Source organism: Streptomyces sp. NPDC053432 (genome assembly GCF_055585365.1).
Genome location: NZ_JBVJKF010000006.1, coordinates 314872 through 337781 on the forward strand (window position 1 = coordinate 314872; position 22910 = coordinate 337781).

Genomic DNA, 22910 nt, shown 5'->3' on the forward strand with positions numbered 1-22910 from the left:
GCGGGCTGCCCTGGGGTGGGCTCGGCGGGGGCGGTCCAGAGGGGGGCCGGTGCGGGGGGCGGGGTGGGGGGTGGGGACCAGGGCTGGGGGGTGGGGTGGGGCGGGCGTGCGGGGCGGGCGGCCTCGGCATGGCCTCGGTGGGTGGGAGGCTGGGGCGGTGCCGGCTGCTCCATGGGGGCGGGCAGCGGGAGCTGCGACCGGGTGGCCGGGGCCGGGGCCGGTCGCAGGCCGTGCTCCTCGCCGCCAGGGTCTGGGGTGGGTGTGGAGTGGTGCGCGTCGGGCATCGCGGGTCCTCGGGGTACGGGTCAGTGGGGCCGGCGGGCGGCTGCCGGGATGGCGTCGGCCAGGCGGTCGAGGACCGCCCCGGCCTGCTCGTCGGTCAGGGTCAGCGGGGGCAGCAGACGGACGACGGCGGAGTGGCGGCCGCCGAGTTCGACGATCAGCCCGCGGTCCAGGCACTCCCTGCGGACGGCCGCGGCGAGCGCGGGGGCGCTGTCACCGGTGTCGGGGTCGACGAGTTCGACGCCGATCATCAGGCCCCGGCCCCGTACGTCGCCGATGCAGGGGTGATCGGCGGCGAGGCCGCGCAGGGCCGTGAGCATCCGTTCCCCCAGGGCGGCGGCGCGTTCGGCCAGCCGGTTCTCGCGAACGTAGGCGAGGGTGGCGGTGCCGGCCGCCATGGCGAGCTGGTTCCCCCGGAAGGTCCCGGCGTGCGCGCCGGGAGCCCAGACGTCGAGTCCCGCCCGGTACACGATGACCGCCAGCGGCAGGCTGCCGCCGATCGCCTTGGACAGGACCAGCACGTCGGGCACGACCCCGGCGTGGTCCACGCCCCAGAAGGCGCCGGTCCGGCCCACTCCCGTCTGCACCTCGTCCGCGATCAGCGGGATCCCCCGCGCTGCGGTGATCTCGCGCATCCGTCGCAGCCAGGCGTCGGGTGCCGGGAGGACACCGCCCTCGCCCTGGACGGGTTCGACGATCATCCCGGCAGGTGCGGGGACCCCGCCCTTGGGGTCGTCCAGGAGGTTCTCCGTCCAGCGGGCCCCGAGTTCGGCGCCCTCGGTTCCCCCGACGCCGAACGGGCAGCGGAAGTCCTGCGGGTACGGCAGCCGGGTCACCCGTACGTCCGCGGCTCCGCCCGAAGCGTCCAGAGCCCCGGCGGTCATCCCGTGGTAGGCCCCGGTGAAGGCGAGCAGACCGGAGCGCCCGGTGGCGGTGCGGACCAGTTTGAGGGCCGCCTCCACCGCGTCCGTGCCGGCCGGCCCGCAGAACTGGATCCTGGCGTCCGCGGCCAGCGCGGGCGGCAGGTTGGCGAACAGCTCGGTGGTGAAGGCGTCCTTGACCGGTGTCGCGAGGTCCAGCACGTGCAGCGGGGCCCCGGAGTCGAGGACGCCCCGGACGGCTTCGAGCACCACGGGGTGGTTGTGCCCGAGGGCGAGGGTGCCGGCGCCGGAGAGGCAGTCGAGGTAGCGCCTCCCGTCGGCGCCCTCGATGGTCAGCCCGCGGGCGCGCACCGGGACGATGGGGAGGGAGCGTGCGTACGTCCGTGCGGCGGACTCCCGTTGGGACTGCCTGCGCAGGATGCCGGTGGCGGAGGCAGTGGCGCCCAGGACGGAGTTGCCCGCGGCGGCAGTACCGGGCACAGGGCCACCGGGGCCGGGGCTGCCGGGCACAGGGCTGCACGGGGCAGGGCCACCGGCGACAGGGCTGCCGGGCACAGGGCCGGGTGCCCCCGGTGCCCCGGGTCGTCCTGCACGGCTCACCTGGGGCGGTACCTGCGCCTCGGCAGCGGCGGCAGCGGCCTCGGCCGCCGCGGCCGGCTCGGTCAAAGCCACGAGTGTCGGACCTCCCGCACTGATTGCTCTTCCGGATTGCGCCTCGAACATCAACGCTGCTCCCCCATCCCCCGTACGTACCAACGACGGTGACGCCGAGGGATCACGGGTGGACGCAAGATCCTTGGCGGTCGAGGCGAGAGACGGCGCCCGGGCGAGGAACCACGACCCCGGCTGTGCCGTCCCCAACCTCGGCGGCATAGTGGGTTGCTGCACTCGACGCCTCGAATCCACCAGGGGGACGAACCGACATGCGACCGAACCGACCGGTCACCGCGATCCTGTGCGCGGCCGCGCTCGCACTGACCGCCGCCGCGTGCGGCCCGGGCGACGACGAGGCCGGCGGCGACGCCAAGCCGACCGTGGCGCAGGCCAGTCCGGTCCCGGGCTCGGGCGGGCTCAAAATCCCCGACCAGCTCAAGGACAAGCTCAAGGAACACGGCATCGACATGGAGAAGTGGAAGGGGGGCGCGTGGAAGAACTGGAAGAAGGAGGACTGGCTCCGCGAGGCGGGCGACTACATCAACCCGATCATCGAGGGCCTGTGGGACCCCGACCGCATGCGTGACGCCGAGCAGCCGAAGCAGCCGGCCGTCGACCCGGACGCGGGCAAGGACCAGGGCGTGACGGACCCGACCCCGGCTCCGGTGACGGCCAAGGCGGCGAACCCGCCCTACCACCAGAGCGTTCCGACGTCCGGGAAGGTCTTCTTCGACGGGCCCGAGGGTTCGATGGTCTGCTCGGCGACCGTGGTCAAGGACCCGGCGCACCCCGGCAAGTCCAACATGGTCTGGACGGCGGGCCACTGCGTGCACGCGGGCAAGTCCGGTGGCTGGTACCGCAACATCGCCTTCGTGCCGTCGTACAACAACGCGGGCAAGCCGACGGCGCAGCTCAAGGGCACGCCCCGCGAGCAGGTGGCCCCGTACGGCGTGTGGTGGAGCGACTGGGCGCAGACCTCCGACCAGTGGATCGCCACGGGCGGTCCGACGGGCGGCGCGGGTGCCCCCTACGACTTCGCGGTGCTGCACGTGACTCCCGAGCAGGGCGGCGGGAAGTCGCTGGAGGAGACGGTCGGTTCGGCGCTCCCGGTGGAGTTCAACGCTCCGGCCGTGCCGAAGGTCGCGAGCATCACGGCGACCGGCTACCCGGCGGCGCCTCCGTTCGACGGCCAGAAGGCCTACCAGTGCGCGGACAAGCCGGGCCGTCTCTCCCTGAACGCGAGTGACCCGGTGATGTACCGCATCGGCTGCACGATGACCGGTGGTGCGTCCGGCGGCGGCTGGGTCGCGGCGGGCGCCGACGGCAAGCCGGCGCTGGTGTCGAACACCTCGATCGGTCCGTCGAAGGCGGGCTGGCTGGCCGGTCCCCGGCTGGGGCCCGAGGCGAAGGGTGTCTTCGACGCCGTGAGCGGCAAGTTCAAGTAGCCCGGCCGTCCCGAAGCGGCATGAGCGAATATGGGCGAATGACCGAGGGCCCCCTGCACATCGCAGGGGGCCCTCGGTCGTTCAGCGCCTCGCACCGGCCGCGGCGGTGTCCGGGCGGTGCGGGTTCAGCTCTTGGCGAGCACGTACGGAGCCAGGTCCGCCGCCAGTTCCTGGTGGACCCGGGCCTTGAGCAGGGTCCCCTCGGCCGTGTGCTCCTCGGAGATCACCTCGCCCTCGGCGTGCGCCTTGGCCACCAGCGAGCCGAGCGTGTAGGGCACCAGGACCTCCACCTCGACCTCGGGCCGCGGCAGCTCGGCGTCGATGAGCGCGAGCAGCTCGTCGATGCCGATGCCGGTCCGCGCCGAGACGGCGATCGAGTGCCGCTCGATCCGCAGCAGCCGCTGCAGGACGAGCGGATCCGCCGCATCCGCCTTGTTGATCACGACGATCTCGGGGACGTCGACCGCGCCGACCTCGCGGATCACCTCGCGCACCGCCGCCAGCTGCTCCTCCGGCGCCGGGTGCGAGCCGTCCACGATGTGCAGGATGAGGTCGGAGTCGCCGACCTCCTCCATCGTGGAGCGGAACGCCTCGACGAGGTGGTGGGGCAGGTGCCGGACGAAGCCGACCGTGTCGGCCAGGGTGTAGATCCGGCCGCTGGGCGTCTCGGCCCGGCGCACGGTCGGGTCGAGGGTGGCGAACAGTGCGTTCTCCACCAGCACGCCCGCGCCCGTGAGGCGGTTGAGCAGGGAGGACTTTCCGGCGTTGGTGTAGCCGGCGATGGCGACCGAGGGCACCTTGTTGCGACGTCGTTCCTGCCGCTTGATGTCACGGCCGGTCTTCATCTCCGCGATCTCCCGGCGCATCTTCGCCATCTTCTCGCGGATCCGGCGCCGGTCGGTCTCGATCTTGGTCTCACCGGGGCCTCGGGTGGCCATGCCGCCACCGCCGCCGCCGCCCATCTGGCGGGACAGCGACTGACCCCAGCCTCGCAGTCGCGGCAGCATGTACTGCATCTGCGCGAGCGCGACCTGCGCCTTGCCCTCTCGGGACTTGGCGTGCTGGGCGAAGATGTCGAGGATGAGGGCGGTCCGGTCGACCACCTTGACCTTGACGACGTCTTCGAGCGCGATGAGCTGGCCGGGGCTGAGCTCGCCGTCGCACACGACGGTGTCGGCACCGCTCTCTAGGACGATGTCACGCAGCTCGCGCGCCTTGCCCGAGCCGATGAAGGTGGCCGGGTCCGGCTTGTCGCGGCGCTGGATCACGCCGTCGAGTACGAGGGCGCCCGCCGTCTCGGCGAGCGCCGCGAGCTCCGCGAGGGAGTTCTCGGCGTCCTGCACCGTGCCGGAGGTCCAGACACCGACGAGTACGACGCGCTCCAGGCGGAGCTGTCGGTACTCGACCTCGGTGACGTCTTCGAGTTCGGTGGAGAGGCCGGCCACGCGGCGCAGGGCCGCGCGCTCGGAGCGTTCGAACTGCTCGCCGTCCCGGTCTCCGTCGATCTCGTGGCTCCAGGCGACGTCCTCTTCCATCAGGGCATCGGCCCGAAGGCTCTCGGTGAAGCTCTGCGGATCCCGCACGTCCCGTGCGTCCCGCGCGTCCTGGGAAGGGGAAGAAGAGGAGGTCATTGGATCCTTACGTCGATTCGAATAGCGGTGTCACGCCCGGCAGGGGACACGTTAGCTGTCACGTCCAACGTGTCGCACCGCCCGGGGATTCCCCGGAGGGACCCGTCGATGGTGACATGCCCGTTCCGCGCGGGTCACACGCTTTTCCCGCTCCACTCCGGGTAGCCCGGCATGGGTGGGGTCGTCTGCCCGTACAGCCACGGCTCCAGGAAGGCCGTGAGGTCCCGGCCCGCCTCCTGCGAGGCCAGGCGTACGAAGTCCCGGGTGCCCGCGACGGAGTCCCGGTGCTCCGCCACCCAGCGCCGCTCGACCCGGTCGAAGGCCCGGACGCCGATCTCCTGCCGCAGGGCGTACAGGATCAGCGCGGCGCCGTCGTAGACCACCGGCCGGAAGAGCCCGATCTTCTCGCCGGGCGCGGCGGCCTTCGGGGCCGCCGGCGGTCCGCCCGCGGCCCGCCACTGGTCGGAGCGGGTGTACGCCTCGCGCATGCGCCGCTCCAGGGAGTACTTGCCGAGCCCGTCCGCGTACAGGGCCTCGTACCAGGTGGCGTGGCCCTCGTTGAGCCACAGGTCGGACCAGGTCCGCGGGCTGACGCTGTCGCCGAACCACTGGTGGGCGAGTTCGTGGACCATCACGGACTCCACGTACCACTCGGGGAAGCCCTCGCCGGAGAACAGGCTGTTCTCGAAGAGGGAGAGGGTCTGCGTCTCCAGCTCGAAACCGGTGGTCGCCCGAGCGATCAGGACCCCGTAGTTCTCGAAGGGGTAGCGGCCGACCCGCTCCTCCATCCAGGCGATGTGGCCGGGGGTCTTCTTCAGCCAGGGGGTGAGGCGGTCGCGGTCGGACGCGGGCACCACGTCGCGCAGCGGCAGCCCGTGCGGTCCGGTGCCGTGAACGACCGCGGAGCGGCCCACGGAGACCTGTGCGAGCTCGGTGGCCATGGGGTGCAGGGTCCGGTAGGTCCAGGTCGTCGCGCCGGCCGCGCCGGGGACGGGCAATGCGCCGGGCACCCCGTTGGCGACGGCGGTGAGCCCGGCCGGGGCAGTGATCCGGAAGGTGTAGTACGCCTTGTCGGCGGGGTGGTCGTTGCAGGGGAAGACCCGGTGGGCGGCGTCCGCCTGGTTGGCCATGGCGAGGCCGTCCTGGGTGGGCACCCAGCCGCCGTCGCCGCGGCCGCGCGGGTCGCTGGTGTGCCGGACGGTGATGTGCAGCGGCGCCTGCGGCACGACGGGGCGCGCGGGGGTCAGCACGAGGTCCTCTCCCGCGCTCTCGAAGCGGGCCGGCTCCCCGTTGACCTCGACGGACGCCACCTTGCCGTGGGTGAAGTCGAGGTTGATCAGCTCCAGCGGCCGCAGGGCGCGCGCGTCGATGACGGTGACCGCGTCGAGGGGGCTCTTGTTGTCCTTGTACGTGAACGACAGGTCGTACGAGAGCACGTCGTAGCCGGGGTTCCCGAGCTCCGGGAACAGCCGGTCGCCGATGCCGAGCGGCTTCGGCGGGGGCAGGACTGCGGCGACGAGGGTGAGGGAGGCCGCGGCGAGCAGGGCGGCGCGCAGGCGCGGGGAGGTGAGCTGCATCCCCCACCGCTTACCAGCGCCCGCCTCACGGCCGCCCGCGACGCGCGACGGGGCCACCCGAACGGGACCTTCCGGACCCGCCCGCTGACACGCGGGAGGGCCGCGTGCGGGCCGGGGCCGACTGCGGCCTACTAGGCACGGCTGACGTCGTAAACGCCGGGTACGTCGCGCATCGCACGCATCAGGGCGGGCAGGCCGCCCGCGTCGGGGAGCTGGAGGGTGTAGGTGTGCCGGACACGCTGCTCGACCGGGGGTTCCACGGTCGCGGAGACCACTTCGACGCCCTGCCGGGCGATGGCCTCGGTCAGGTCGGCCAGCAGGTGGGGGCGGCCGAACGATTCAGCGAGCAGGGTGACCCGGCAGTCCGCCGTGGCCCGCCAGTGCACGGCGACCGAGGTCCGGCCGACGGCGCGCATCTGTGCCACCGCCGCGCAGTGGATGCGGTGCACGGTGACGGCGCCGCCACGGACCACGAATCCGGCGACGGCGTCAGGAGGCACCGGCGTGCAGCACCCGGCGAGCCGTACGGGGGCGTTCGGCAGGTCGGCGACCGCGTTGGCGCCGCCGCCCCGGGCACCGACCACGGACAGGGGCGCCCGCGCGGCGGAGGTGGTGGACAGGGCCCGGTCGGGGTGGGCGTCGAGCCAGCTGCTGATGGCGATCCGGGCGGCCGGGGTCCTGGCGTGGTCGAGCCATTCGGCGGCCGGGCCCGAGGAGGCGTCCTGCGCGAGCAGCAGCTGCACGGTGTCGCCGTCGGAGAGCGGGGAGGAGAGGGAGGTGAGGCGCCCGTTGACCCGGGCGCCGATGCAGCCGTGGGCCGCCTCGCCGTGCTGGGCGTAGGCGGCGTCGATACAGCTGGCGCCGGCCGGCAGGCCGAGCGTGCCGCCGTCGGCACGGAAGACGGTGATCTCCCTGTCCTGGGCGAGCTCCGCGCGGAGCACGCTCCAGAAGGTGTCGGGGTCGGGCGCGGACTGCTGCCAGTCGAGCAGCCGGGAGAGCCAGCCGGGCCGCGTCGGGTCCACCCGCTCCTCGTCAGCGTCGGCGGTGTCGGCCGAGGCGGTGGCGTACGGGTTGCCGAGGGCGACGACGCCCGCCTCCGCGACGCGGTGCATCTGCCGGGTCCGCACGATGACCTCGGCGACGTACCCCTCGGGGGTGGCGACGGCGGTGTGCAGCGACTGGTACAGGTTGAACTTGGGGGCGGCGATGAAGTCCTTGAACTCCGATACGACCGGGGTGAAGCAGGTGTGCAGCTCCCCGAGGACCGCGTAGCAGTCGGCGTTCTCGCCGACGAGGACGAGGACGCGTCCGAAGTCGGAACCGCGCAGCTCGCCGCGTTTGAGGGCGACGCGGTGTACGGAGACGAAGTGCCGGGGACGAACCTGTACCTCGGCGGCGATGCCGGCCTCGCGCAGTACGGTCCGTACGGAGTCGGCGATGGCGGGCAGCGGGTCGTTCTCGCCCGCGTGGGCGGCGATGAGCGCGCGCGTGTGCTCGTACTCCTCCGGGTGGAGGATCGCGAAGACGAGGTCTTCCAGCTCGGTCTTGAGGGCCTGGACGCCGAGCCGTTCGGCGAGCGGGATGAGGACGTCGCGGGTGACCTTGGCGATGCGGGCCTGCTTCTCGGGACGCATCACGCCGAGGGTGCGCATGTTGTGGAGCCGGTCGGCGAGCTTGATGGACATCACGCGCACGTCGTTGCCGGTCGCGACGAGCATCTTGCGGAAGGTCTCGGGTTCGGCGGCGGCGCCGTAGTCGATCTTCTCCACCTTGGTGACGCCGTCGACGATGAAGCAGACCTCGTCGCCGAACTCCTCGCGGACCTGATCGAGGGTCACATCGGTGTCCTCGACGGTGTCGTGGAGGAGAGAGGCCGTCAGGGTGGTCGTCTCGGCGCCGAGTTCGGCGAGGATCAGGGTGACGGCGAGTGGATGTGTGATGTACGGCTCACCACTTTTTCGCATCTGGCCGCGGTGCGAGGTCTCCGCGAGCAGGTAGGCGCGCCGCAAAACGGACAGATCGGCGTCGGGATGGTGGGCTCGGTGCGCTTCCGCGACGTGCCCGATGGCGTCCGGAAGACGGTCGCGGGACGTCGGCCCGAGCAGCGCCGCTCGGCCGAGCCGGCGCAGATCGAGCCTGGTCCGGCCACGTCTGCGGAGCTCAGGGCGCACTTCGGGTCGTGCTTCGGGGTTCGTGGCCTCTGCACTCATGGGCACCTCCGGCGGCTTCGACCGGCGGTGGCGGGCATGGGGTGAGCCCTCAGGGCCGGTGCCTGATGTTACCGACCCCACCACGTGGCGCAGTCCACCTCTCGCTGAGCGTGAAACGGATCACCCATTAGAGGGAAGCTTCAGGCGAAAGCCGTTTCGGTGAGCCAGACCGCGTCGAACTCCCCCGCGGCCACGATCACGGCGGGGCCGGTCATCTCGATCCGGCCGTCGGGGTGTTCGGTGATGACGAGCGTGCCGCCCGGGAGGTCGACGGTGTACGTCGCCGGTTCGCCGGTGACGGCCGGGTCCGCGCCCTCGCGGCGGATGGCGGCCACGGCGACGGCGCAGGCGCCGGTGCCGCAGGAGCGGGTCTCGCCGGAGCCGCGCTCGTGGACGCGCATGGCGACGTGCCGGGGGCCGCGGTCGACGACGAACTCGACGTTGACACCCGTCGGGTAGGCGGACGCCGGGCTGAAGCCGGGGGCCTCGTAGAGCGTGCCGGCGTCGTCGAGGCTTTCGACGAACGCCACCGCGTGGGGGTTCCCCATGTTCACGTTCCGCGCGGGCCAGCTCTTCGCGCCGACGGCGACGGTGACCTCTCCCTCGGGGAGTTCGGCGCGCCCCATGGAGACGGTGACGTCGCCCGCCTTGTCGAGGTGGACGTGCTTGACGCCGCCCCGGGTGGCGACGGCGAGGTCGCCCGCCTCGACGTGGCCGGCGTACTGGAGGTAGCGGGCGAAGACGCGTACGCCGTTGCCGCACATCTCGGCGATCGAGCCGTCGCTGTTGCGGTAGTCCATGAACCACTCCGCCTCGTCGGCCAGGTGGGCCGCCTCGGGGTGCGCGGCGGACCGGACGACGTGCAGGACACCGTCCGCACCGATCCCGGCCCGCCGGTCGCACAGCTTGGCGACGGCGGCCGCCGGCAGCTCGACGGCGTTGTCCGGGTCCGGGACGATCACGAAGTCGTTCTCGGTGCCGTGGCCCTTGAGGAAGGGGAGGGTGGTCTGCGTCACGGGCCCATCGTACCGATCCCCTGGTCAGGGGCGCGGCGACGTCCGAGGGGCGGTCAGCGGAGCCGCGCCACCCGGTACACGGCGAGGGCTACGACGGCCAGCGCGACCGCGGCGTACAGCGCGGCCATGCGCCAGTCGGGGCGGCGGCCGCTCCCGCGGGCCGGGAGCCCGGGCCAGCTGTAGCCCACGCGGCGGGCGGCCATCATCCCCCAGCCGCCGGCGCAGCAGCTGATGAGGAAGCCGAGCATGGCGACCACGGCTCCGCCGTCGCCGAACTCGAAGGCGAGCGGGAAGGCGAACATGAGCGAACCGGCGGCGGCCAGCACCACGATGGGCACGATCTGCCACACGCGCAGGCGTCGCTGCGGGCGCAGTTCGACCTCGACCTCGGGCCCGGCGGCGGCCCCGGCCTCCGCGCCGTCCGGGGCGTCCGGGCCGTCGGTGGTCAGCCGCGCCGGGTGGGCGGGCAGGCCGAGGGAGTCGGGGACGTCAGGGACGTCGGTCCGCGGCCCGCCGCGGCCCTCCGCAGGGGCCAGAAGCGTCGGGTCCGCTTCCCGCCGGGTGTCGTCCCGCCCGGTGTCACGAGGGCCGGCCTCCATCGCCACGCGCCCTCCCCACTCGGATTCAGTACGCCGCCATTCACCGCGGGTGACACACCCGCCGGAGTTTGATGATGGCACGCCCCCGGGCCCGCTACGGGCCCGCGGGGCGTCCCGATGCCATCACGTGATCAGGCTGTGACCGCTCGTTCGACCAACGACTGCGCGAGTCCGGCGAGTTCCCCCCGGTCGGCGACGGCCCCGCTGAGCCAGTGGACGCGCGGGTCGCGCCGGAACCAGGAGTCCTGGCGGCGGGCGAAGCGCTTGGTCGCCCGGATGGTCTCTGCCCTGGCCTCGTCCTCGGTGCACTCGCCGGCGAGCGCCGCGAGCACCTGCTGGTAGCCGAGCGCCCTGGAGGCGGTGATTCCGTCCCGCAGGCCGCGGGCCTCCAGCGCGCGGACCTCGTCCACGAGCCCGGCTTCCCACATCCGGTCCACGCGCAGCGCGATCCGCTCGTCGAGCTCCGGCCGCGCCACGTCGACGCCGATCTGGACGGTGTCGTAGACCGACTCGTGGCCCGGCAGGTTGGCGGTGAAGGGGCGGCCGGTGATCTCGATGACCTCCAGCGCGCGCACGATCCTGCGGCCGTTGCTGGGCAGGATCGCCGTCGCGGCGGCCGGGTCGGCGGCGGCGAGGCGTGCGTGCAGGGCTCCGGACCCGCTCACGGCGAGCTCGGCCTCCAGCCGGGCGCGGACCTCGGGATCGGTGCCGGGGAACTCCATGACGTCCAGGGCGCCCCTGACGTAGAGGCCGGAGCCGCCGACGAGGACGGGCGTGCGGCCCGCGGCGAGCAGCTTGTCGATCTCGGCGCGGGCCAGGCGCTGGTACTCGGCCACGTTGGCGGTGTCGGTGACGTCCCAGATGTCGAGGAGGTGGTGCGGGACCCCGCCGCGTTCCTCGGTCGTCAGCTTGGCGGTACCGATGTCCATCCCCCGGTACAGCTGCATGGAGTCGGCGTTGACGACCTCGCCGTCGAAATGGCGGGCCAGGGCTACACCCAGGTCGGACTTTCCGGCCGCGGTAGGACCGACGACGGCGATGACCCGCTGGGCGGGGGCTGCTTTCCTCACCGCCCCAGTCTCGCAGCCCCCGGTCAAGACGCCGGCACGTACCCGATCGAGCTACGTGACGGGGCGGGGGCGGGGTCGTTGCTCAGGCGCCTGCCGAGGCCCCGTGGGACCAAGGCGGAACTCCATTCACATGAGTAACGTTATAGGAGGAGAAATGGGCGTTTTCGATCGGCTTTTCCGCCGCAAGGAAAAGGAAGAGGTCGTGACCGAGGCGGTCTCCGCCGAGGCCACGACGGCGGAGTCCGGTGCGGCCGAGGCGGCCGGGGAGACCGGGGCCGCGGAGGCGGCGGTGGAAGCTCCGGCGGTGGAAGCCGTGGAGATTCCCAAGCAGCAGTCGGCCGAGCCGGCCGTGGACCGCGAGGCCGGCGAGGGCGCCCGTACGTAGCGACCGCCAATGGAAGGTGACCCATGGGCCTGCTGGACAGTCTGAAGGCCAAGCTCGCGCCGGCGAAGGAGAAGGTCGGCGACCTCGCGCAGAAGAACGAAGGCAAGATCGCCGGGAGTCTGGACAAGATGGCCAGGGCCGTGGACGAGAAGACCCACGGCAAGTACAGCGACCGGATCACGAGCGGGACGGGCAAGGCGAAGGACGCCCTGGGCAAGATCGCGCACAAGGACGCCCCCGGCGGCGGGGCGAAGCCGCCCACGGCTTCCTGACGCGGTGCCGAAAGGGGCGCGGCGCCGGCTGTGGCCGGTCCCGCGCCCCTTCGTCGTGTCAGGACCAGGCGGCGACGAAGTACCCCACGCCGTACGGCGCGTCCTCGTACAGCAGCCGCCCTTCGAGGCCCGCCCCCTCGGCGGCGCCGGCCAGCACCTGCCAGGGGCCCCGGCCGGCGGCCTGGAGGTCGGCGGCGAGCGCGGGGTCGAGGGCCGCGAGCGCGGCGACGTCGGCGGCGGCGAGCGCGCGGGCGGCGGCCGCGTCGAAGGCGGCGGCACGCTCGTCGAGGTAGCCCGGGGCCTTGAGGGTCCGTTTGGCGCTGCCGTCGCCCATCACCAGCAGTGCGACCCGCTCGGCGCGCGCGGCGAGTTCCCGGCCGGCCCGCAGGCAGTGCGCGGTGTCGTCCTGCGGCTCCGCGACCGCGAACCCCTCGACGGGGGCGGCGCCCCACCGGGCGTGGCCCAGCAGCCAGGCGCCGACTGCGAGCGGGGCCGGCAGCATGCGCAGCCCCTCCTCGCCGCGGCCCAGCCGTACGTCGGCCTCGACCCCGAACCCGCGGAAGGTGCCGCGGGCGCCCTGGGGGTAGGACCCGCCGTGCTCCCGGTCGGCGGCCCCGACGACGACGAGCAGGTCGGGCCGGGAGGCGGCGATCAGCGCGAGCGCGTCGGAGCATGCGGTACGGGCGTCGCCGAGTTCGGCGGCGGCCCCCGCGGCGACCTCCGGCACGAGCAGCGGCGGGGCGGGGCAGACGGCAGCGGCTACGAGCATGATCCGCAGCCTATCGCCAAGCGCGGCCGGGCCCCGAGGGTCCGGGCGTGGTGCCGTTCCGCCGCACCGGGCCGGGGCGGCGCCGCTCGCGTGGTGCGGGTGCGACCCGCGCCGGGGCGGTGCGGTGCCACTCGCGTGGTGCCGGTGCGACCCCGGGGCCGCTCGTGCGGTGCCGGTGGGACCCCCGCCGGGCCGGGGCCGGCGGGGCCGCTCGTGCGGTGCCGATGGGACCCCCGCCGGGCCGGTGCGTGCCGCTCGTGCGGTGCCGGTGCCGGTGCCAGCGCGGTCCGGGGCTCCTGCCCCGGACCGCGCCTCGAACGCCGGTGGGGCCGGCATTGCCCCGCCCTGCGTGGGCAGCGCGCGCCCTGGGGGGCCACGCCGGTGCCCGGGGGCGGGCTCAGCCCTGCGGGGCCGCGCAGCCCGAAGTGGCCGCCGGCAGGGGAGCCGGGACGCCCAGGGTGGGGATGCCGAGCATGACGCCCGCCGGCTGGGCCGGGGCGGCGTTGCGCTTCTCCCACGCGTCGCCGGCCCGGGTGCGGCGTACGGCCGTGGTCGGGCCCTCGGCCAGCAGGTGGTGCGGGGCCGCGTAGGTGATGTCCACGGTGACCACGTCGCCCGGGCGGACCTCCGCCTCCGGCTTCGTGAAGTGCACCAGGCGGTTGTCGGGGGCGCGGCCGGACAGCCGGTGCGTGGCGCCGTCCTTGCGGCCCTCGCCCTCCGCGACCATGACCTCCAGGGTGCGGCCGACCTGCTTCTTGTTCTCCTCCCAGGAGATCTCCTCCTGGAGGGCGACCAGGCGCATGTAGCGGTCCTGGACGACCTCCTTGGGGATCTGCCCCTCCATCTCGGCCGCCGGGGTGCCCGGGCGCTTGGAGTACTGGAAGGTGAAGGCGCTGGCGAAGCGGGCCTCGCGGACCACGTGCATCGTCTGCTGGAAGTCCTCCTCGGTTTCGCCGGGGAAGCCCACGATGATGTCGGTGGAGATCGCGGCGTGCGGGATCGCGGCGCGGACCTTCTCGATGATCCCGAGGAAACGCTCCTGCCGGTAGGACCGGCGCATCGCCCGCAGGATCGGGTCCGAGCCGGACTGCAGCGGCATGTGCAGCTGCGGCATCACGTTCGGGGTCTCGGCCATGGCGGCGATGACGTCGTCGGTGAAGTCCTTCGGGTGCGGGGAGGTGAACCGGACCCGCTCCAGGCCCTCGATCTCACCGCAGGCGCGCAACAGCTTGCTGAAGGCCTCGCGGTCGCCGAGGTCGGAACCGTACGCGTTGACGTTCTGGCCGAGCAGGGTGATCTCGGAGACGCCCTCGCCGACCAGGGCCTCCACCTCGGCGAGGATGTCGCCGGGGCGGCGGTCCTCCTCCTTGCCGCGCAGCGCCGGGACGATGCAGAAGGTGCAGGTGTTGTTGCAGCCGACGGAGATCGAGACCCAGGCGGCGTACGCGGACTCGCGGCGGGTCGGGAGCGTCGAGGGGAACGCCTCCAGCGACTCGGCGATCTCGACCTGCGCCTCCTCCTGGATGCGGGCGCGCTCCAGCAGCACGGGCAGCTTGCCGATGTTGTGCGTACCGAAGACGACGTCGACCCAGGGAGCCTTCTTGACGATCGTCTCGCGGTCCTTCTGGGCGAGGCAGCCGCCGACGGCGATCTGCATCCCGGGACGCTTCGTCTTCATCGGGGCCAGCCGGCCGAGGTTGCCGTAGAGCTTGTTGTCGGCGTTCTCACGGACCGCGCAGGTGTTGAAGACGACGACGTCGGCGTCGCCGTCGGAGCCCTCGGGCGCCCGGACGTAGCCGGCGTCCTCCAGCAGACCGGAGAGCCGCTCCGAGTCGTGCACGTTCATCTGGCACCCGTAGGTGCGCACCTCGTAGCTTCGCTTCACGTCCACTGCCTGGCTCCGGTCGCTGCTGGTCATGCAACAAGGGTAGGCGGTGCCGGAGGGCCCTCCGGCCCGCCGTGGGGCGGGGCCGCGGGCCGGGCCACGGCCCCGGGGGCCGGGAGGGGGCGGGGCGTGACAGGGGAGGCAGGGGGGTGGCAGGATCGCCGGCATGCCTCTCGTACCGCCCCGGATCAGCAGGCGCCACGCCCTGCGGGCCCTGGTGGCGGTACTCGCCGTGCTCGGCGTCCTGGTGTGGTGGCTGCGGCCCTTCGGGGAGCCCGAGCTCAAGGGCGAGCTGACCTTCAGCACCGGCGTCCGGACCGGGGTCTACCACCGCTACGGGGAGCTGCTGGAGCAGGCGCTCAAGCGGGACATGCCCGGGGTGAAGGTGCGCCTGGAGCCCAGCGAGGGCTCTCAGCAGAACCTCCAGCGCGTGGCCGCCGGTGAGGCGGATTTCACGGTGGCGACGGCCGACGCGGTCGCCAAGTACCGGCTCGACGGGAAGCCCGGGGCGGCCTACCTGCGCGGCTGCGCCCGCCTCTACGACGACTACGTGCAACTGGTGGTGCCGGCCGGCTCGCCGGTGCAGTCGGCGCGGGACCTGCGGGGCAAGCGGGTCGCGGTCGGCCAGCCCGGCTCCGGGGTTCGGCTGATCTCGGAGCGGCTGCTGGCGGCGGCCAAGCTGGACCCGGTCCGCGACGTCAAGGCCGTGTCCATCGGCATCGACACCATGCCGGCCGAACTGGAGGCCGGGCGGATCGACGCGTTCTTCTGGTCCGGCGGCCTGCCGACCAACGCGGTGCGCGAACTGTCGGAGCGCTTCGAGATCCGGCTCGTACAGCTCGGCGACCTCGTGGAGCAGCTGCAGGGCAGCGGGAGCCCGGCGCGCTACTACCGGGCGGCGGTGATGCCGCAGGACGCGTACGCGCGGGCGCGGAACACCAGCGCGGTGGCGACCCTGGCCGTGCCGAACCTGCTGGTCACCACCGAGGGGACGGACCCCGAGCTGACCGAGCAGTTCACCCGGACCGTGATCCTCAGCCGTGACGGCATCGGCCACGAGGTGCACGCGGCGCAGCTGGTGGACCTCCGGACGGCGATCTACACCGATCCGCTGGACCTGCACGAGGGCGCCCGCCGGTACTACCGGTCGGTCAAGCCCTAGTAGTCCGGTGAACCTTGCCGGTCACGGCACGACGAGCCGGGGTCAGGACGGCAGCAGCATCGTCGCCGCCGCGGCCGCGCCGATCAGGCCCGCGTGCGTCCCGAGGGCGGCCGGCACCACCTCGAGGTCCTGGGCGAAGGACAGCGTCGCGTACGAGGCCAGGTGCCGGCGGATCGGCTCGAAGAGGGTGTCCCCGCTGGCGGCGACCCCGCCCCCGACCACCGCGATGTCCGTCTCGACGAGGGTGGCCGTGGCCGCGATGGCGGCGGCCAGGGCGCGGCCCGCGCGGTCGAAGGCCGCCAGCGCGACCGGGTCCCCGGCCTGTGCCGCGACGGCCACTCCCGCCGCGGACGCGTCCTCCCCCGGAGTCCAGCCCTGCGCCAGCGCCCACCGGGCGATCGCCGTGCCGGAGGCGATGGACTCCACGCAGCCGTGACCGCCGCACGCGCACGGCTCTCCGTCGAAGGCCACGCTGATGTGACCGATGTGGCCCGCGTTGCCCGTGGGGCCGGGGTGAAGCTGGTTGTTCAGGACGAGGCCGCCGCCCACTCCCGTGGAGACGACCATGCACAGCGCGTTCGCGTGCCCCTGGGCCGCGCCCAGCCAGTGCTCGGCGGCGGTCATCGCCACGCCGTCCCCGGCCAGCACCGTCGGCAGCGCGGCCCCGCGCGCCCCGAGTTCCGCCTCGATCCGGGCCTGGACGGGGAACTCCCGCCACGCGCTGATGTTGACCGGGCTGACCGTGCCCCGCGAGGCGTCCACGGGGCCGGCGCTGCCGATCCCGCAGCGGACCGCCGTGGGCCACAGCGGCGATGCGGAGAGCTCCGCGACGACCTCGGTCACCGCCGCCATGACCCCTTCCGCGTCGGTCCCGCGCGGGGTCGGGCGGCGGGTGGTGGCCGTCATGGTGCCGTCGGGGTGCACGAACGCACCCGCGATCTTCGTGCCGCCGATGTCGATGGCCACCGTCGGTCCGGCGGCCGCCGCGGCTCGCGGGGCGGGGAACGGGGCGGTGGGGATGATCACGGTGGCGGCTCCAGGAAGGGGTCAGGCTTCAGTATGCGCCGGGCGGCGGCGCCGTACTCCCGCTCGGCCCCGGCCCCGGTCCGGCGTACCGGCCCGCTACCCGCTGCCCGCTCAGCCGCCGTGCGGTTCGGTGCGCGGGACGCTGACCGTCACCCGCAGCCCGTGGGGCGGGTTCGTCTCGTACGCCAGGGTGCCGCCGCCCGCGGCGAGCAGGGCGCGGGAGATGGAGAGGCCGAGCCCGGAGCCCTTCACGTTCTGGTGGCGGCCGCTTCGCCAGAACCGGTCGCCCACGCGGAGCAGCTCCTCCTCGGTGAGGCCGGGACCCCGGTCGGCGACGACCACCCGGACGAAGCTCCCTGCCGCGGAGACCGACACCTCGACCTCCTCGTCCGCGGGCGTGAACTTCAGGGCGTTGTCGATGACGGCGTCCAGGGCGCTGGACAGGGCGACGGGATCCGCCCAGCCGGTGATGGCGCTGCGGCCCGTTCCGGTGAGGCGGACGCCCTTCTCCTCGGCGTACGGGCGCCACGCCGTCACCCGTTCGGCCGTGAGCGCGCCGATGTCGGTGAGGCTGATCTCGGCGGAGGCGTGCTCGGCCAGCGCCAGGTCGAGCAGGTCGTCGAGGACCCGGGTGAGCCGCTTGCCCTCGGCGCGTACGGAGGCGATCTCCTCGTTCCCCTCGGGCAGTTCGAGGGCGAGCAGCTCGATCCGCAGGAGCAGCGCCGCGAGCGGGTTGCGCAGCTGGTGGGAGGCGTCGGCGACGAACGCCCGCTGCTGCTCCAGCACCTCTTCGACGTTGTCGGCCATCTCGTTGAACGATCTGGCCAGCCGCTGGAGTTCCGGCGGGCCGCCGGCGGCGGCCACCCTGGACTGCATCCGTCCGGTGGCGATGCCGTGGGCCGCCGCGTCCAGGGTCCGTACGGGCTTGAGCACCCAGCTGGTGAGCCTGAGCGCGGCGCCGAAGGCGACCAGCATGGCCGCGGCGAGGCCGGCCGCGATGAGCAGCCAGCCCTTCAGGATCCTGTCGCGCATCTGGTCGGTGGGTGATTCGGTGGCGACGACGGCGACCACGTCCCCGTCGAGGACGACCGGGGAGGCGACGAGCAGCTTCCCGTGGGTCTGCCAGGGCCAGACCTGGCGGGGGTCGTGGCTGCGCCGTCCCGCGAGCGCCTCCTCGAAGGCGACGCGGCCCTCGCCGGTCTCGGGGAGCTGCCACCAGCCGGGCGCCCGGACCATGGCGTTGTCGTCGCGGTAGAAGATGCCGACGCGGATGCCGTAGAGCTCCTGGTAGCGGGCGAGTTCGAGCTGGAGGGTATCGCGGCGCTCGTCGGCGCCGGTGGCTCCGGAGCCCTCGGCGTCGATGACGAACTGGGCGAGGGCCGCGAAGCGGGCGCTGTCGTCGATGCGGTCGACGACCACCCGCTGCTGCTGAGCGGCGGCCAGGCTCACGGCCAGCGGGAGGCCGAGCGCGAGCAGGACGCCCGCCATGAGGACGACGAGCAGGGGAAGCAGTCGGGCGCGCACGGAGGGTTACCGCTAGGGGGTGGCGGGGGCGGCCGGCGTGACGAGCCGGTAGCCCACCCCGCGGACCGTCTCGATGAGTGCGGGCATGCGCAGCTTCGAGCGCAGCGAGGCCACGTGGACCTCCAGGGTGCGCCCGGTCCCCTCCCAGCTGGTGCGCCACACCTCGCTGATGATCTGCTCGCGGCGGAAGACGACCCCGGGCCGCTGGGCGAGCAGGGCCAGGAGGTCGAACTCCTTCCGGGTGAGCGGCACGTCGGCGCCGTCCACGCTGACCCGGCGGGTGGGCAGTTCGATGGTGACGGGACCGAGGCGGACGACCCCGGGGGCGCCGCCGGTGGCGGCGGTCTCCTCGGCGGCGCCGGTGCCGGTGCGCCGGGCGACGGCGTGGATGCGGGCGAGGAGTTCGCCGGTGTCGTACGGCTTGACCACGTAGTCGTCGGCGCCCATGTTGAGGCCGTGGATGCGGGAGCGCACGTCGGCGCGCGCGGTGACCATGATGACGGGCGTCGAGGTGCGCTTGCGGATCTTGCCGCAGACCTCGTAGCCGTCCTGGTCGGGCAGGCCGAGGTCGAGCAGGACGACGCCGAAGGGCGGGGCACCGGCGGGCAGCAGCGCCTGCAGGGCCTCCTCGCCGTTGCGGGCATGGGTGACCTTGAAGCCGTGCCGGGCGAGGATCGCGGACAGGGCGGCGGCGACGTGGTCGTCGTCCTCGACGAGCAGCAGTCTCATGGCGTCCCCCTCTCCTTCTCTCGATCTTCACGTTCCGTGAGGGCCACCCTGCATCCCATGCGGACGCGGAGGCCCGCGTCAAGGGGGTTCCGCTCCGGCGCGCCTTCCGTTATCCACCCGGTACGAGCCCATCACGGGCCACGCCGGTGCGGCACACGGAGCGTATCCGTGCGAGGCCGGATCGTTATGCTCAATTCTCCCTCAGATGTGATGACGGTGTGCTCAAGACGTCACTACTGTCCTGCCAACCGAGGAGGACGGAGCAAGAAGCCGATGAGCGGAGTATCAGTGGCCAAGGACGTGCAGGACGCGGCCGGCGCCGCGGACGACCTGGTCGTACTGAGCAACGTCAACAAGCACTTCGGCGCGCTGCACGTGCTTCAGGACATCGATCTGAGCATTGCCCGCGGTGAGGTCGTCGTGGTGATCGGTCCTTCGGGATCGGGCAAGTCCACGCTGTGCCGGACCATCAACCGCCTGGAGACGATCGACTCCGGCACCATCACCCTGGACGGCAAGGAACTTCCGTCGGAGGGCAAGGAGCTGGCCAGGCTGCGTGCCGACGTCGGCATGGTCTTCCAGTCGTTCAACCTGTTCGCGCACAAGACGGTGCTGCAGAACGTGATGCTCGGTCAAATGAAGGTGCGCAAGACCAAGGCGCCCGAGGCCGAGAAGAAGGCCCGTGAGCTGCTGGACCGCGTGGGTGTCGGCTCGCAGGCCGACAAGTTCCCGGCGCAGCTTTCGGGTGGCCAGCAGCAGCGCGTGGCGATCGCCCGCGCGCTCGCCATGGAGCCGAAGGTGATGCTGTTCGACGAGCCGACCTCGGCGCTCGACCCGGAAATGATCAACGAGGTGCTGGAGGCCATGCAGCAGCTCGCCCGGGAGGGGATGACGATGGTCGTCGTCACGCACGAGATGGGCTTCGCCCGCTCTGCGGCCAACCGCGTCGTCTTCATGGCGGACGGAAAGATCGTCGAAGAGGCCGCGCCCGAGCAGTTCTTCAGCAACCCCCGCAGCGACCGGGCCAAGGACTTCCTGTCCAAGATCCTGCACCACTGAGGGTCTTCTCTGGTAGGCATCCCTAGGCGGATCCCTGCCGGAACAGATCCTGACCGGCCGTCATGCGCCGTTCGCGTCGCTCGTCGTTCAACAACGTCTCATCCGAGGGAAGTTCACATGAAGATTTCCAAGGCCGTTGCGGCCGCGGCCGCAGCCGTCGCTCTCGCCCTGACCGCGACCGCCTGCGGCGGCGGCAGCGACAAGGCCGCCAGTGACGGCGGGGCGTCCGGTGGCGCCAAGAAGGACAAGATCGTCATCGGCATCAAGTACGACCAGCCGGGCATGGGCCTCAAGACCCCGGACGGCAAGTTCACCGGCTTCGACGTCGACGTGGCGAGGTACGTGGCCAAGGAGCTCGGCTACGAGCCCGACCAGATCGAGTTCAAGCAGGCCGTCAGCGCCGAGCGCGAGAACCTGATCAAGAACGGCGACGTGAAGCTGGTCGTCGGGACCTACACGATCAACGACAAGCGCAAGGCGTCGGTCGACTTCGCCGGCCCGTACTTCCTGGCCCACCAGGACCTGCTGGTCCGCGCCGACGACACCTCGATCACCAAGGCCGAGGACCTCAACAAGAAGAAGCTCTGCTCGGTCACCGGCTCCACCTCGGCGCAGAACGTCAAGACCAAGCTGGCCCCCGAGGCCGACCTGCAGCAGCTCCCCGGTTACTCCGAGTGCCTGACCGGCCTGGAGAACAAGTCCGTGGACGCGCTGACCACCGACGACTCGATCCTGGCCGGCTACGCCGCGCAGGAGAAGAACAAGGGCAAGTTCAAGCTCGTCGGCCTGAAGCTCAGCAACGAGCCCTACGGCATCGGCCTGAAGAAGGGCGACACCGAGCTCCAGACCAAGGTCAACGCCGCCCTCAAGAAGATGGTCGCGGACGGCGCCTGGCAGAAGGCCGTGGACGCGAACCTCGGCCCGGCCGGCTACAAGGCCGAGCCCGCCCCGCAGATCACCGAAGGCAGCTGATTCATCGGTGAGGGGCGTCGCCGCCCGCCTGTCACGGGCGGCGGCGCCCCTCACCGGCCATCCTGGGGAGAGCGCAGGGCATCGTGTTCGATTTTCTTGAGTCCGGGCAGTACGACGTGCTCGGAGCCTTCTGGGTGACGGTTCAGCTCACCCTCTACTCGGCCGTCGGGTCCCTTATCTGGGGGGTGATGCTGGCCGGGATGCGGGTCAGTCCGGTCCCGCTGATGCGGGCCTTCGGCACCGCGTACGTCAACACCGTGCGCAACACGCCACTGACCCTGCTGGTCCTCGGCTGCTCACTGGGCCTGAGCCAGACCCTGGGCATCAATCTCGGCGGCGACACCTTCAAGGAGACCGGCTTCCGCCTCGCGATCCTGGGCCTGATCGCCTACACCGGCACGTTCGTCTGCGAGGCGCTGCGCTCGGGCATCAACACCGTGCCCGTGGGCCAGGCCGAGGCCGCCCGCGCGCTGGGGCTGAGCTTCTTCCAGGTCCTTACGCTGATCGTGCTCCCCCAGGCGTTCCGGGCGGTCGTCGGACCGCTCGCCAACGTACTGATCGCCCTCACCAAGAACACCACGGTGGCGGCGACCATCGGCGTGGCCGAGGCGGCCCTGCTGATGAAGGAAATGCTGGAGAACGAGGCGGACGCGATCTTCGCGGTCTTCGCTGTCTTCGCCTTCGGCTTCGTCGTGCTGACCCTGCCCACCGGCCTCCTGCTGGGCTGGGTGGCCAAGCGAGTGGCGGTGAAGCGATGACCTCCGTTCTGTACGACACCCCCGGCCCCAGGGCCAAGGTCCGCAACTGGATCTACACCGCCGCCTTCGTGGTGATCATCGGGCTGGTCCTGTGGTGGGCCCTGAGCCTGATGGCCGAGAAGGGCCAGCTCGCGGCCGACAAGTGGAGCCCGTTCGTCACCGACAGCGAGATCTGGACCACGTTCCTGCTGCCCGGCCTCGGTGAGACCCTCAAGGCCGGCCTGATCGCCATGGTGATCGCGCTGCCGCTCGGCGCGCTCCTCGGCATCGCCCGGCTCTCGGACCACGCGTGGGTCCGCGTCCCGGTCGGCACGGTCGTGGAGTTCTTCCGCGCCATCCCGGTCCTGATCCTGATGATCTTCAGCTCCGCGCTGTACGTCATGCTCGGCACCGTCAGCTCCGATCTGCGGCCCCTGTACGCGGTGGTCACCGGCCTGGTCCTGTACAACGCCGCGGTCATCGCCGAGATCGTCCGGGCCGGCATCCTGTCGCTGCCCCGCGGCCAGACCGACGCGGCCAAGGCGATCGGCATGCGCAAGGGCCAGATCATGACGTACGTCCTGGTCCCGCAGGCCGTCACGGCGATGCTGCCCGCCCTGGTCAGCCAGCTCGTGGTGATCCTCAAGGACACCGCGCTCGGCGGTGCCTTCCTCGGCTTCGCCGACCTGATGTCGATGAACCGGCAGATCTCGGCGAACTACAGCAACACCATCGCGACCATGGTCGTGATCGCCCTGATCTACATCGCGGTGAACTTCACCCTCACCACCCTGGCCTCGTGGCTCGAGAAGCGGCTGCGGCAGTCGAAGAAGGGCACGGGCGCCGTGGTCGAGGCCGACGTGGCCGAGGTCGACGCGGGCGGCGCGGCGGGCGTGGGCAAGGCTCCCTGACGCCCGGTCAGTACACTGGCGTGACATGTGTGGTGCGGCGGGAGTCATCCGCCGCACCACACGGCGTTGTCCCGACCTGTGTCACTTGACGCAGGCACCTCCAGTGGGTTGCAT

Annotated in this window: 20 protein-coding genes; 8 read left to right on the forward strand and 12 right to left on the reverse strand. The window is 72.4% G+C overall.

All coding sequences use genetic code 11. The annotated features are described in order from the left end of the window. Nucleotides 1–305 precede the first annotated feature (305 nt). Nucleotides 306–1643, reverse strand: coding sequence for a diaminobutyrate--2-oxoglutarate transaminase family protein (locus ACZ6Y1_RS13505; RefSeq protein ID WP_469627317.1), 1338 nt, complete (start codon nucleotides 1641–1643; stop codon nucleotides 306–308). Nucleotides 1644–2086: 443 nt separating this feature from the next. On the opposite strand from ACZ6Y1_RS13505, the gene ACZ6Y1_RS13510 reads away from it, so the two are divergent. Beyond that, on the forward strand, nucleotides 2087–3262 hold the full coding sequence (locus ACZ6Y1_RS13510) for a trypsin-like serine peptidase (protein ID WP_469627321.1): 1176 nt from the start codon (nucleotides 2087–2089) through the stop codon (nucleotides 3260–3262). Between the two features lie 125 nt (nucleotides 3263–3387). Here ACZ6Y1_RS13510 and hflX read toward each other — a convergent pair whose 3' ends face one another. The 6 genes from hflX to miaA form a co-directional block, all read right to left on the reverse strand. Then, nucleotides 3388–4893: a GTPase HflX gene (gene hflX / locus ACZ6Y1_RS13515; protein WP_469627324.1), complete on the reverse strand. Its 1506-nt coding sequence runs from the start codon at nucleotides 4891–4893 to the stop codon at nucleotides 3388–3390. A 134-nt stretch (nucleotides 4894–5027) separates the two neighbouring features. Next, nucleotides 5028–6470, reverse strand: a complete 1443-nt coding sequence (locus ACZ6Y1_RS13520) for a M1 family metallopeptidase (RefSeq protein WP_469627327.1) — start codon at nucleotides 6468–6470, stop codon at nucleotides 5028–5030. Between the two features lie 131 nt (nucleotides 6471–6601). Then, a complete protein-coding gene (locus ACZ6Y1_RS13525) occupies nucleotides 6602–8680 on the reverse strand; it encodes a RelA/SpoT family protein (protein ID WP_469627329.1) in 2079 nt (692 codons plus the stop codon). Between the two features lie 140 nt (nucleotides 8681–8820). Continuing rightward, the gene (gene dapF / locus ACZ6Y1_RS13530) at nucleotides 8821–9696 is read right to left on the reverse strand and encodes a diaminopimelate epimerase (protein ID WP_469627332.1); all 876 of its coding nucleotides are present in this window, start codon (nucleotides 9694–9696) and stop codon (nucleotides 8821–8823) included. Nucleotides 9697–9749: 53 nt separating this feature from the next. Further along, a complete protein-coding gene (locus tag ACZ6Y1_RS13535) occupies nucleotides 9750–10295 on the reverse strand; it encodes a hypothetical protein (RefSeq protein ID WP_469627484.1) in 546 nt (181 codons plus the stop codon). A 131-nt stretch (nucleotides 10296–10426) separates the two neighbouring features. After that, on the reverse strand, nucleotides 10427–11365 hold the full coding sequence (gene miaA / locus ACZ6Y1_RS13540; protein WP_469627335.1) for a tRNA (adenosine(37)-N6)-dimethylallyltransferase MiaA: 939 nt from the start codon (nucleotides 11363–11365) through the stop codon (nucleotides 10427–10429). A gap of 154 nt (nucleotides 11366–11519) precedes the next feature. Between miaA and ACZ6Y1_RS13545 the strand changes: the two genes are divergently transcribed. Then, nucleotides 11520–11750: a hypothetical protein gene (locus ACZ6Y1_RS13545; protein WP_469627338.1), complete on the forward strand. Its 231-nt coding sequence runs from the start codon at nucleotides 11520–11522 to the stop codon at nucleotides 11748–11750. Between the two features lie 23 nt (nucleotides 11751–11773). Further along, complete coding sequence (locus ACZ6Y1_RS13550) at nucleotides 11774–12022, forward strand: antitoxin (RefSeq protein WP_469627341.1); 249 nt, start codon at nucleotides 11774–11776, stop codon at nucleotides 12020–12022. 58 nt (nucleotides 12023–12080) lie between these two features. Here ACZ6Y1_RS13550 and ACZ6Y1_RS13555 read toward each other — a convergent pair whose 3' ends face one another. Continuing rightward, entirely contained in the window at nucleotides 12081–12791 is a 711-nt protein-coding gene (locus ACZ6Y1_RS13555; RefSeq protein ID WP_469627344.1) for a class III extradiol ring-cleavage dioxygenase family protein, read from the reverse strand. A gap of 397 nt (nucleotides 12792–13188) precedes the next feature. Then, nucleotides 13189–14709: a tRNA (N6-isopentenyl adenosine(37)-C2)-methylthiotransferase MiaB gene (gene miaB / locus ACZ6Y1_RS13560; protein WP_469627347.1), complete on the reverse strand. Its 1521-nt coding sequence runs from the start codon at nucleotides 14707–14709 to the stop codon at nucleotides 13189–13191. Between the two features lie 133 nt (nucleotides 14710–14842). Between miaB and ACZ6Y1_RS13565 the strand changes: the two genes are divergently transcribed. After that, the gene (locus ACZ6Y1_RS13565; RefSeq protein ID WP_469627350.1) at nucleotides 14843–15838 is read left to right on the forward strand and encodes a TAXI family TRAP transporter solute-binding subunit; all 996 of its coding nucleotides are present in this window, start codon (nucleotides 14843–14845) and stop codon (nucleotides 15836–15838) included. A gap of 42 nt (nucleotides 15839–15880) precedes the next feature. Here the strand turns inward: ACZ6Y1_RS13565 and ACZ6Y1_RS13570 are convergent, their stop codons facing one another. From ACZ6Y1_RS13570 to ACZ6Y1_RS13580, 3 genes are all read right to left on the reverse strand, one after another. Beyond that, on the reverse strand, nucleotides 15881–16858 hold the full coding sequence (locus tag ACZ6Y1_RS13570; protein WP_469627487.1) for an ROK family protein: 978 nt from the start codon (nucleotides 16856–16858) through the stop codon (nucleotides 15881–15883). A gap of 117 nt (nucleotides 16859–16975) precedes the next feature. Beyond that, nucleotides 16976–18388 (reverse strand): sensor histidine kinase, encoded by a 1413-nt coding sequence (locus tag ACZ6Y1_RS13575; protein ID WP_469627353.1) that lies wholly within the window; start codon nucleotides 18386–18388, stop codon nucleotides 16976–16978. Between the two features lie 12 nt (nucleotides 18389–18400). Further along, complete coding sequence (locus ACZ6Y1_RS13580; RefSeq protein ID WP_469627356.1) at nucleotides 18401–19117, reverse strand: response regulator transcription factor; 717 nt, start codon at nucleotides 19115–19117, stop codon at nucleotides 18401–18403. A 273-nt stretch (nucleotides 19118–19390) separates the two neighbouring features. On the opposite strand from ACZ6Y1_RS13580, the gene ACZ6Y1_RS13585 reads away from it, so the two are divergent. The 4 genes from ACZ6Y1_RS13585 to ACZ6Y1_RS13600 all read left to right on the forward strand — a co-directional run bounded on the left by ACZ6Y1_RS13585 (nucleotide 19391) and on the right by ACZ6Y1_RS13600 (nucleotide 22796). Continuing rightward, nucleotides 19391–20176, forward strand: a complete 786-nt coding sequence (locus ACZ6Y1_RS13585) for an amino acid ABC transporter ATP-binding protein (protein ID WP_469627359.1) — start codon at nucleotides 19391–19393, stop codon at nucleotides 20174–20176. Nucleotides 20177–20293: 117 nt separating this feature from the next. Beyond that, nucleotides 20294–21148, forward strand: a complete 855-nt coding sequence (locus tag ACZ6Y1_RS13590; protein ID WP_469627362.1) for a glutamate ABC transporter substrate-binding protein — start codon at nucleotides 20294–20296, stop codon at nucleotides 21146–21148. 83 nt (nucleotides 21149–21231) lie between these two features. Next, nucleotides 21232–21906 (forward strand): amino acid ABC transporter permease, encoded by a 675-nt coding sequence (locus ACZ6Y1_RS13595; RefSeq protein ID WP_469627364.1) that lies wholly within the window; start codon nucleotides 21232–21234, stop codon nucleotides 21904–21906. After that, nucleotides 21903–22796, forward strand: a complete 894-nt coding sequence (locus ACZ6Y1_RS13600; RefSeq protein ID WP_469627368.1) for an amino acid ABC transporter permease — start codon at nucleotides 21903–21905, stop codon at nucleotides 22794–22796. The genes ACZ6Y1_RS13595 and ACZ6Y1_RS13600 overlap by 4 nt, the downstream gene beginning before the upstream one ends. Nucleotides 22797–22910: the final 114 nt, after the last annotated feature.

What these genes read in the sequence shown, in the direction of transcription:
- ACZ6Y1_RS13510 (WP_469627321.1), top strand. Translation starts at nt 2,087, where the DNA reads ATGCGACCGAACCGACCGGTCACCGCGATCCTGTGCGCGGCCGCGCTC.
- hflX (WP_469627324.1), bottom strand. Translation starts at nt 4,893, where the DNA reads ATGACCTCCTCTTCTTCCCCTTCCCAGGACGCGCGGGACGCACGGGAC.
- ACZ6Y1_RS13520 (WP_469627327.1), bottom strand. Translation starts at nt 6,470, where the DNA reads ATGCAGCTCACCTCCCCGCGCCTGCGCGCCGCCCTGCTCGCCGCGGCC.
- ACZ6Y1_RS13525 (WP_469627329.1), bottom strand. Translation starts at nt 8,680, where the DNA reads ATGAGTGCAGAGGCCACGAACCCCGAAGCACGACCCGAAGTGCGCCCT.
- ACZ6Y1_RS13535 (WP_469627484.1), bottom strand. Translation starts at nt 10,295, where the DNA reads ATGGAGGCCGGCCCTCGTGACACCGGGCGGGACGACACCCGGCGGGAA.
- ACZ6Y1_RS13545 (WP_469627338.1), top strand. Translation starts at nt 11,520, where the DNA reads ATGGGCGTTTTCGATCGGCTTTTCCGCCGCAAGGAAAAGGAAGAGGTC.
- ACZ6Y1_RS13550 (WP_469627341.1), top strand. Translation starts at nt 11,774, where the DNA reads ATGGGCCTGCTGGACAGTCTGAAGGCCAAGCTCGCGCCGGCGAAGGAG.
- ACZ6Y1_RS13555 (WP_469627344.1), bottom strand. Translation starts at nt 12,791, where the DNA reads ATGCTCGTAGCCGCTGCCGTCTGCCCCGCCCCGCCGCTGCTCGTGCCG.
- miaB (WP_469627347.1), bottom strand. Translation starts at nt 14,709, where the DNA reads ATGACCAGCAGCGACCGGAGCCAGGCAGTGGACGTGAAGCGAAGCTAC.
- ACZ6Y1_RS13565 (WP_469627350.1), top strand. Translation starts at nt 14,843, where the DNA reads ATGCCTCTCGTACCGCCCCGGATCAGCAGGCGCCACGCCCTGCGGGCC.
- ACZ6Y1_RS13580 (WP_469627356.1), bottom strand. Translation starts at nt 19,117, where the DNA reads ATGAGACTGCTGCTCGTCGAGGACGACGACCACGTCGCCGCCGCCCTG.
- ACZ6Y1_RS13585 (WP_469627359.1), top strand. Translation starts at nt 19,391, where the DNA reads ATGAGCGGAGTATCAGTGGCCAAGGACGTGCAGGACGCGGCCGGCGCC.
- ACZ6Y1_RS13590 (WP_469627362.1), top strand. Translation starts at nt 20,294, where the DNA reads ATGAAGATTTCCAAGGCCGTTGCGGCCGCGGCCGCAGCCGTCGCTCTC.
- ACZ6Y1_RS13600 (WP_469627368.1), top strand. Translation starts at nt 21,903, where the DNA reads ATGACCTCCGTTCTGTACGACACCCCCGGCCCCAGGGCCAAGGTCCGC.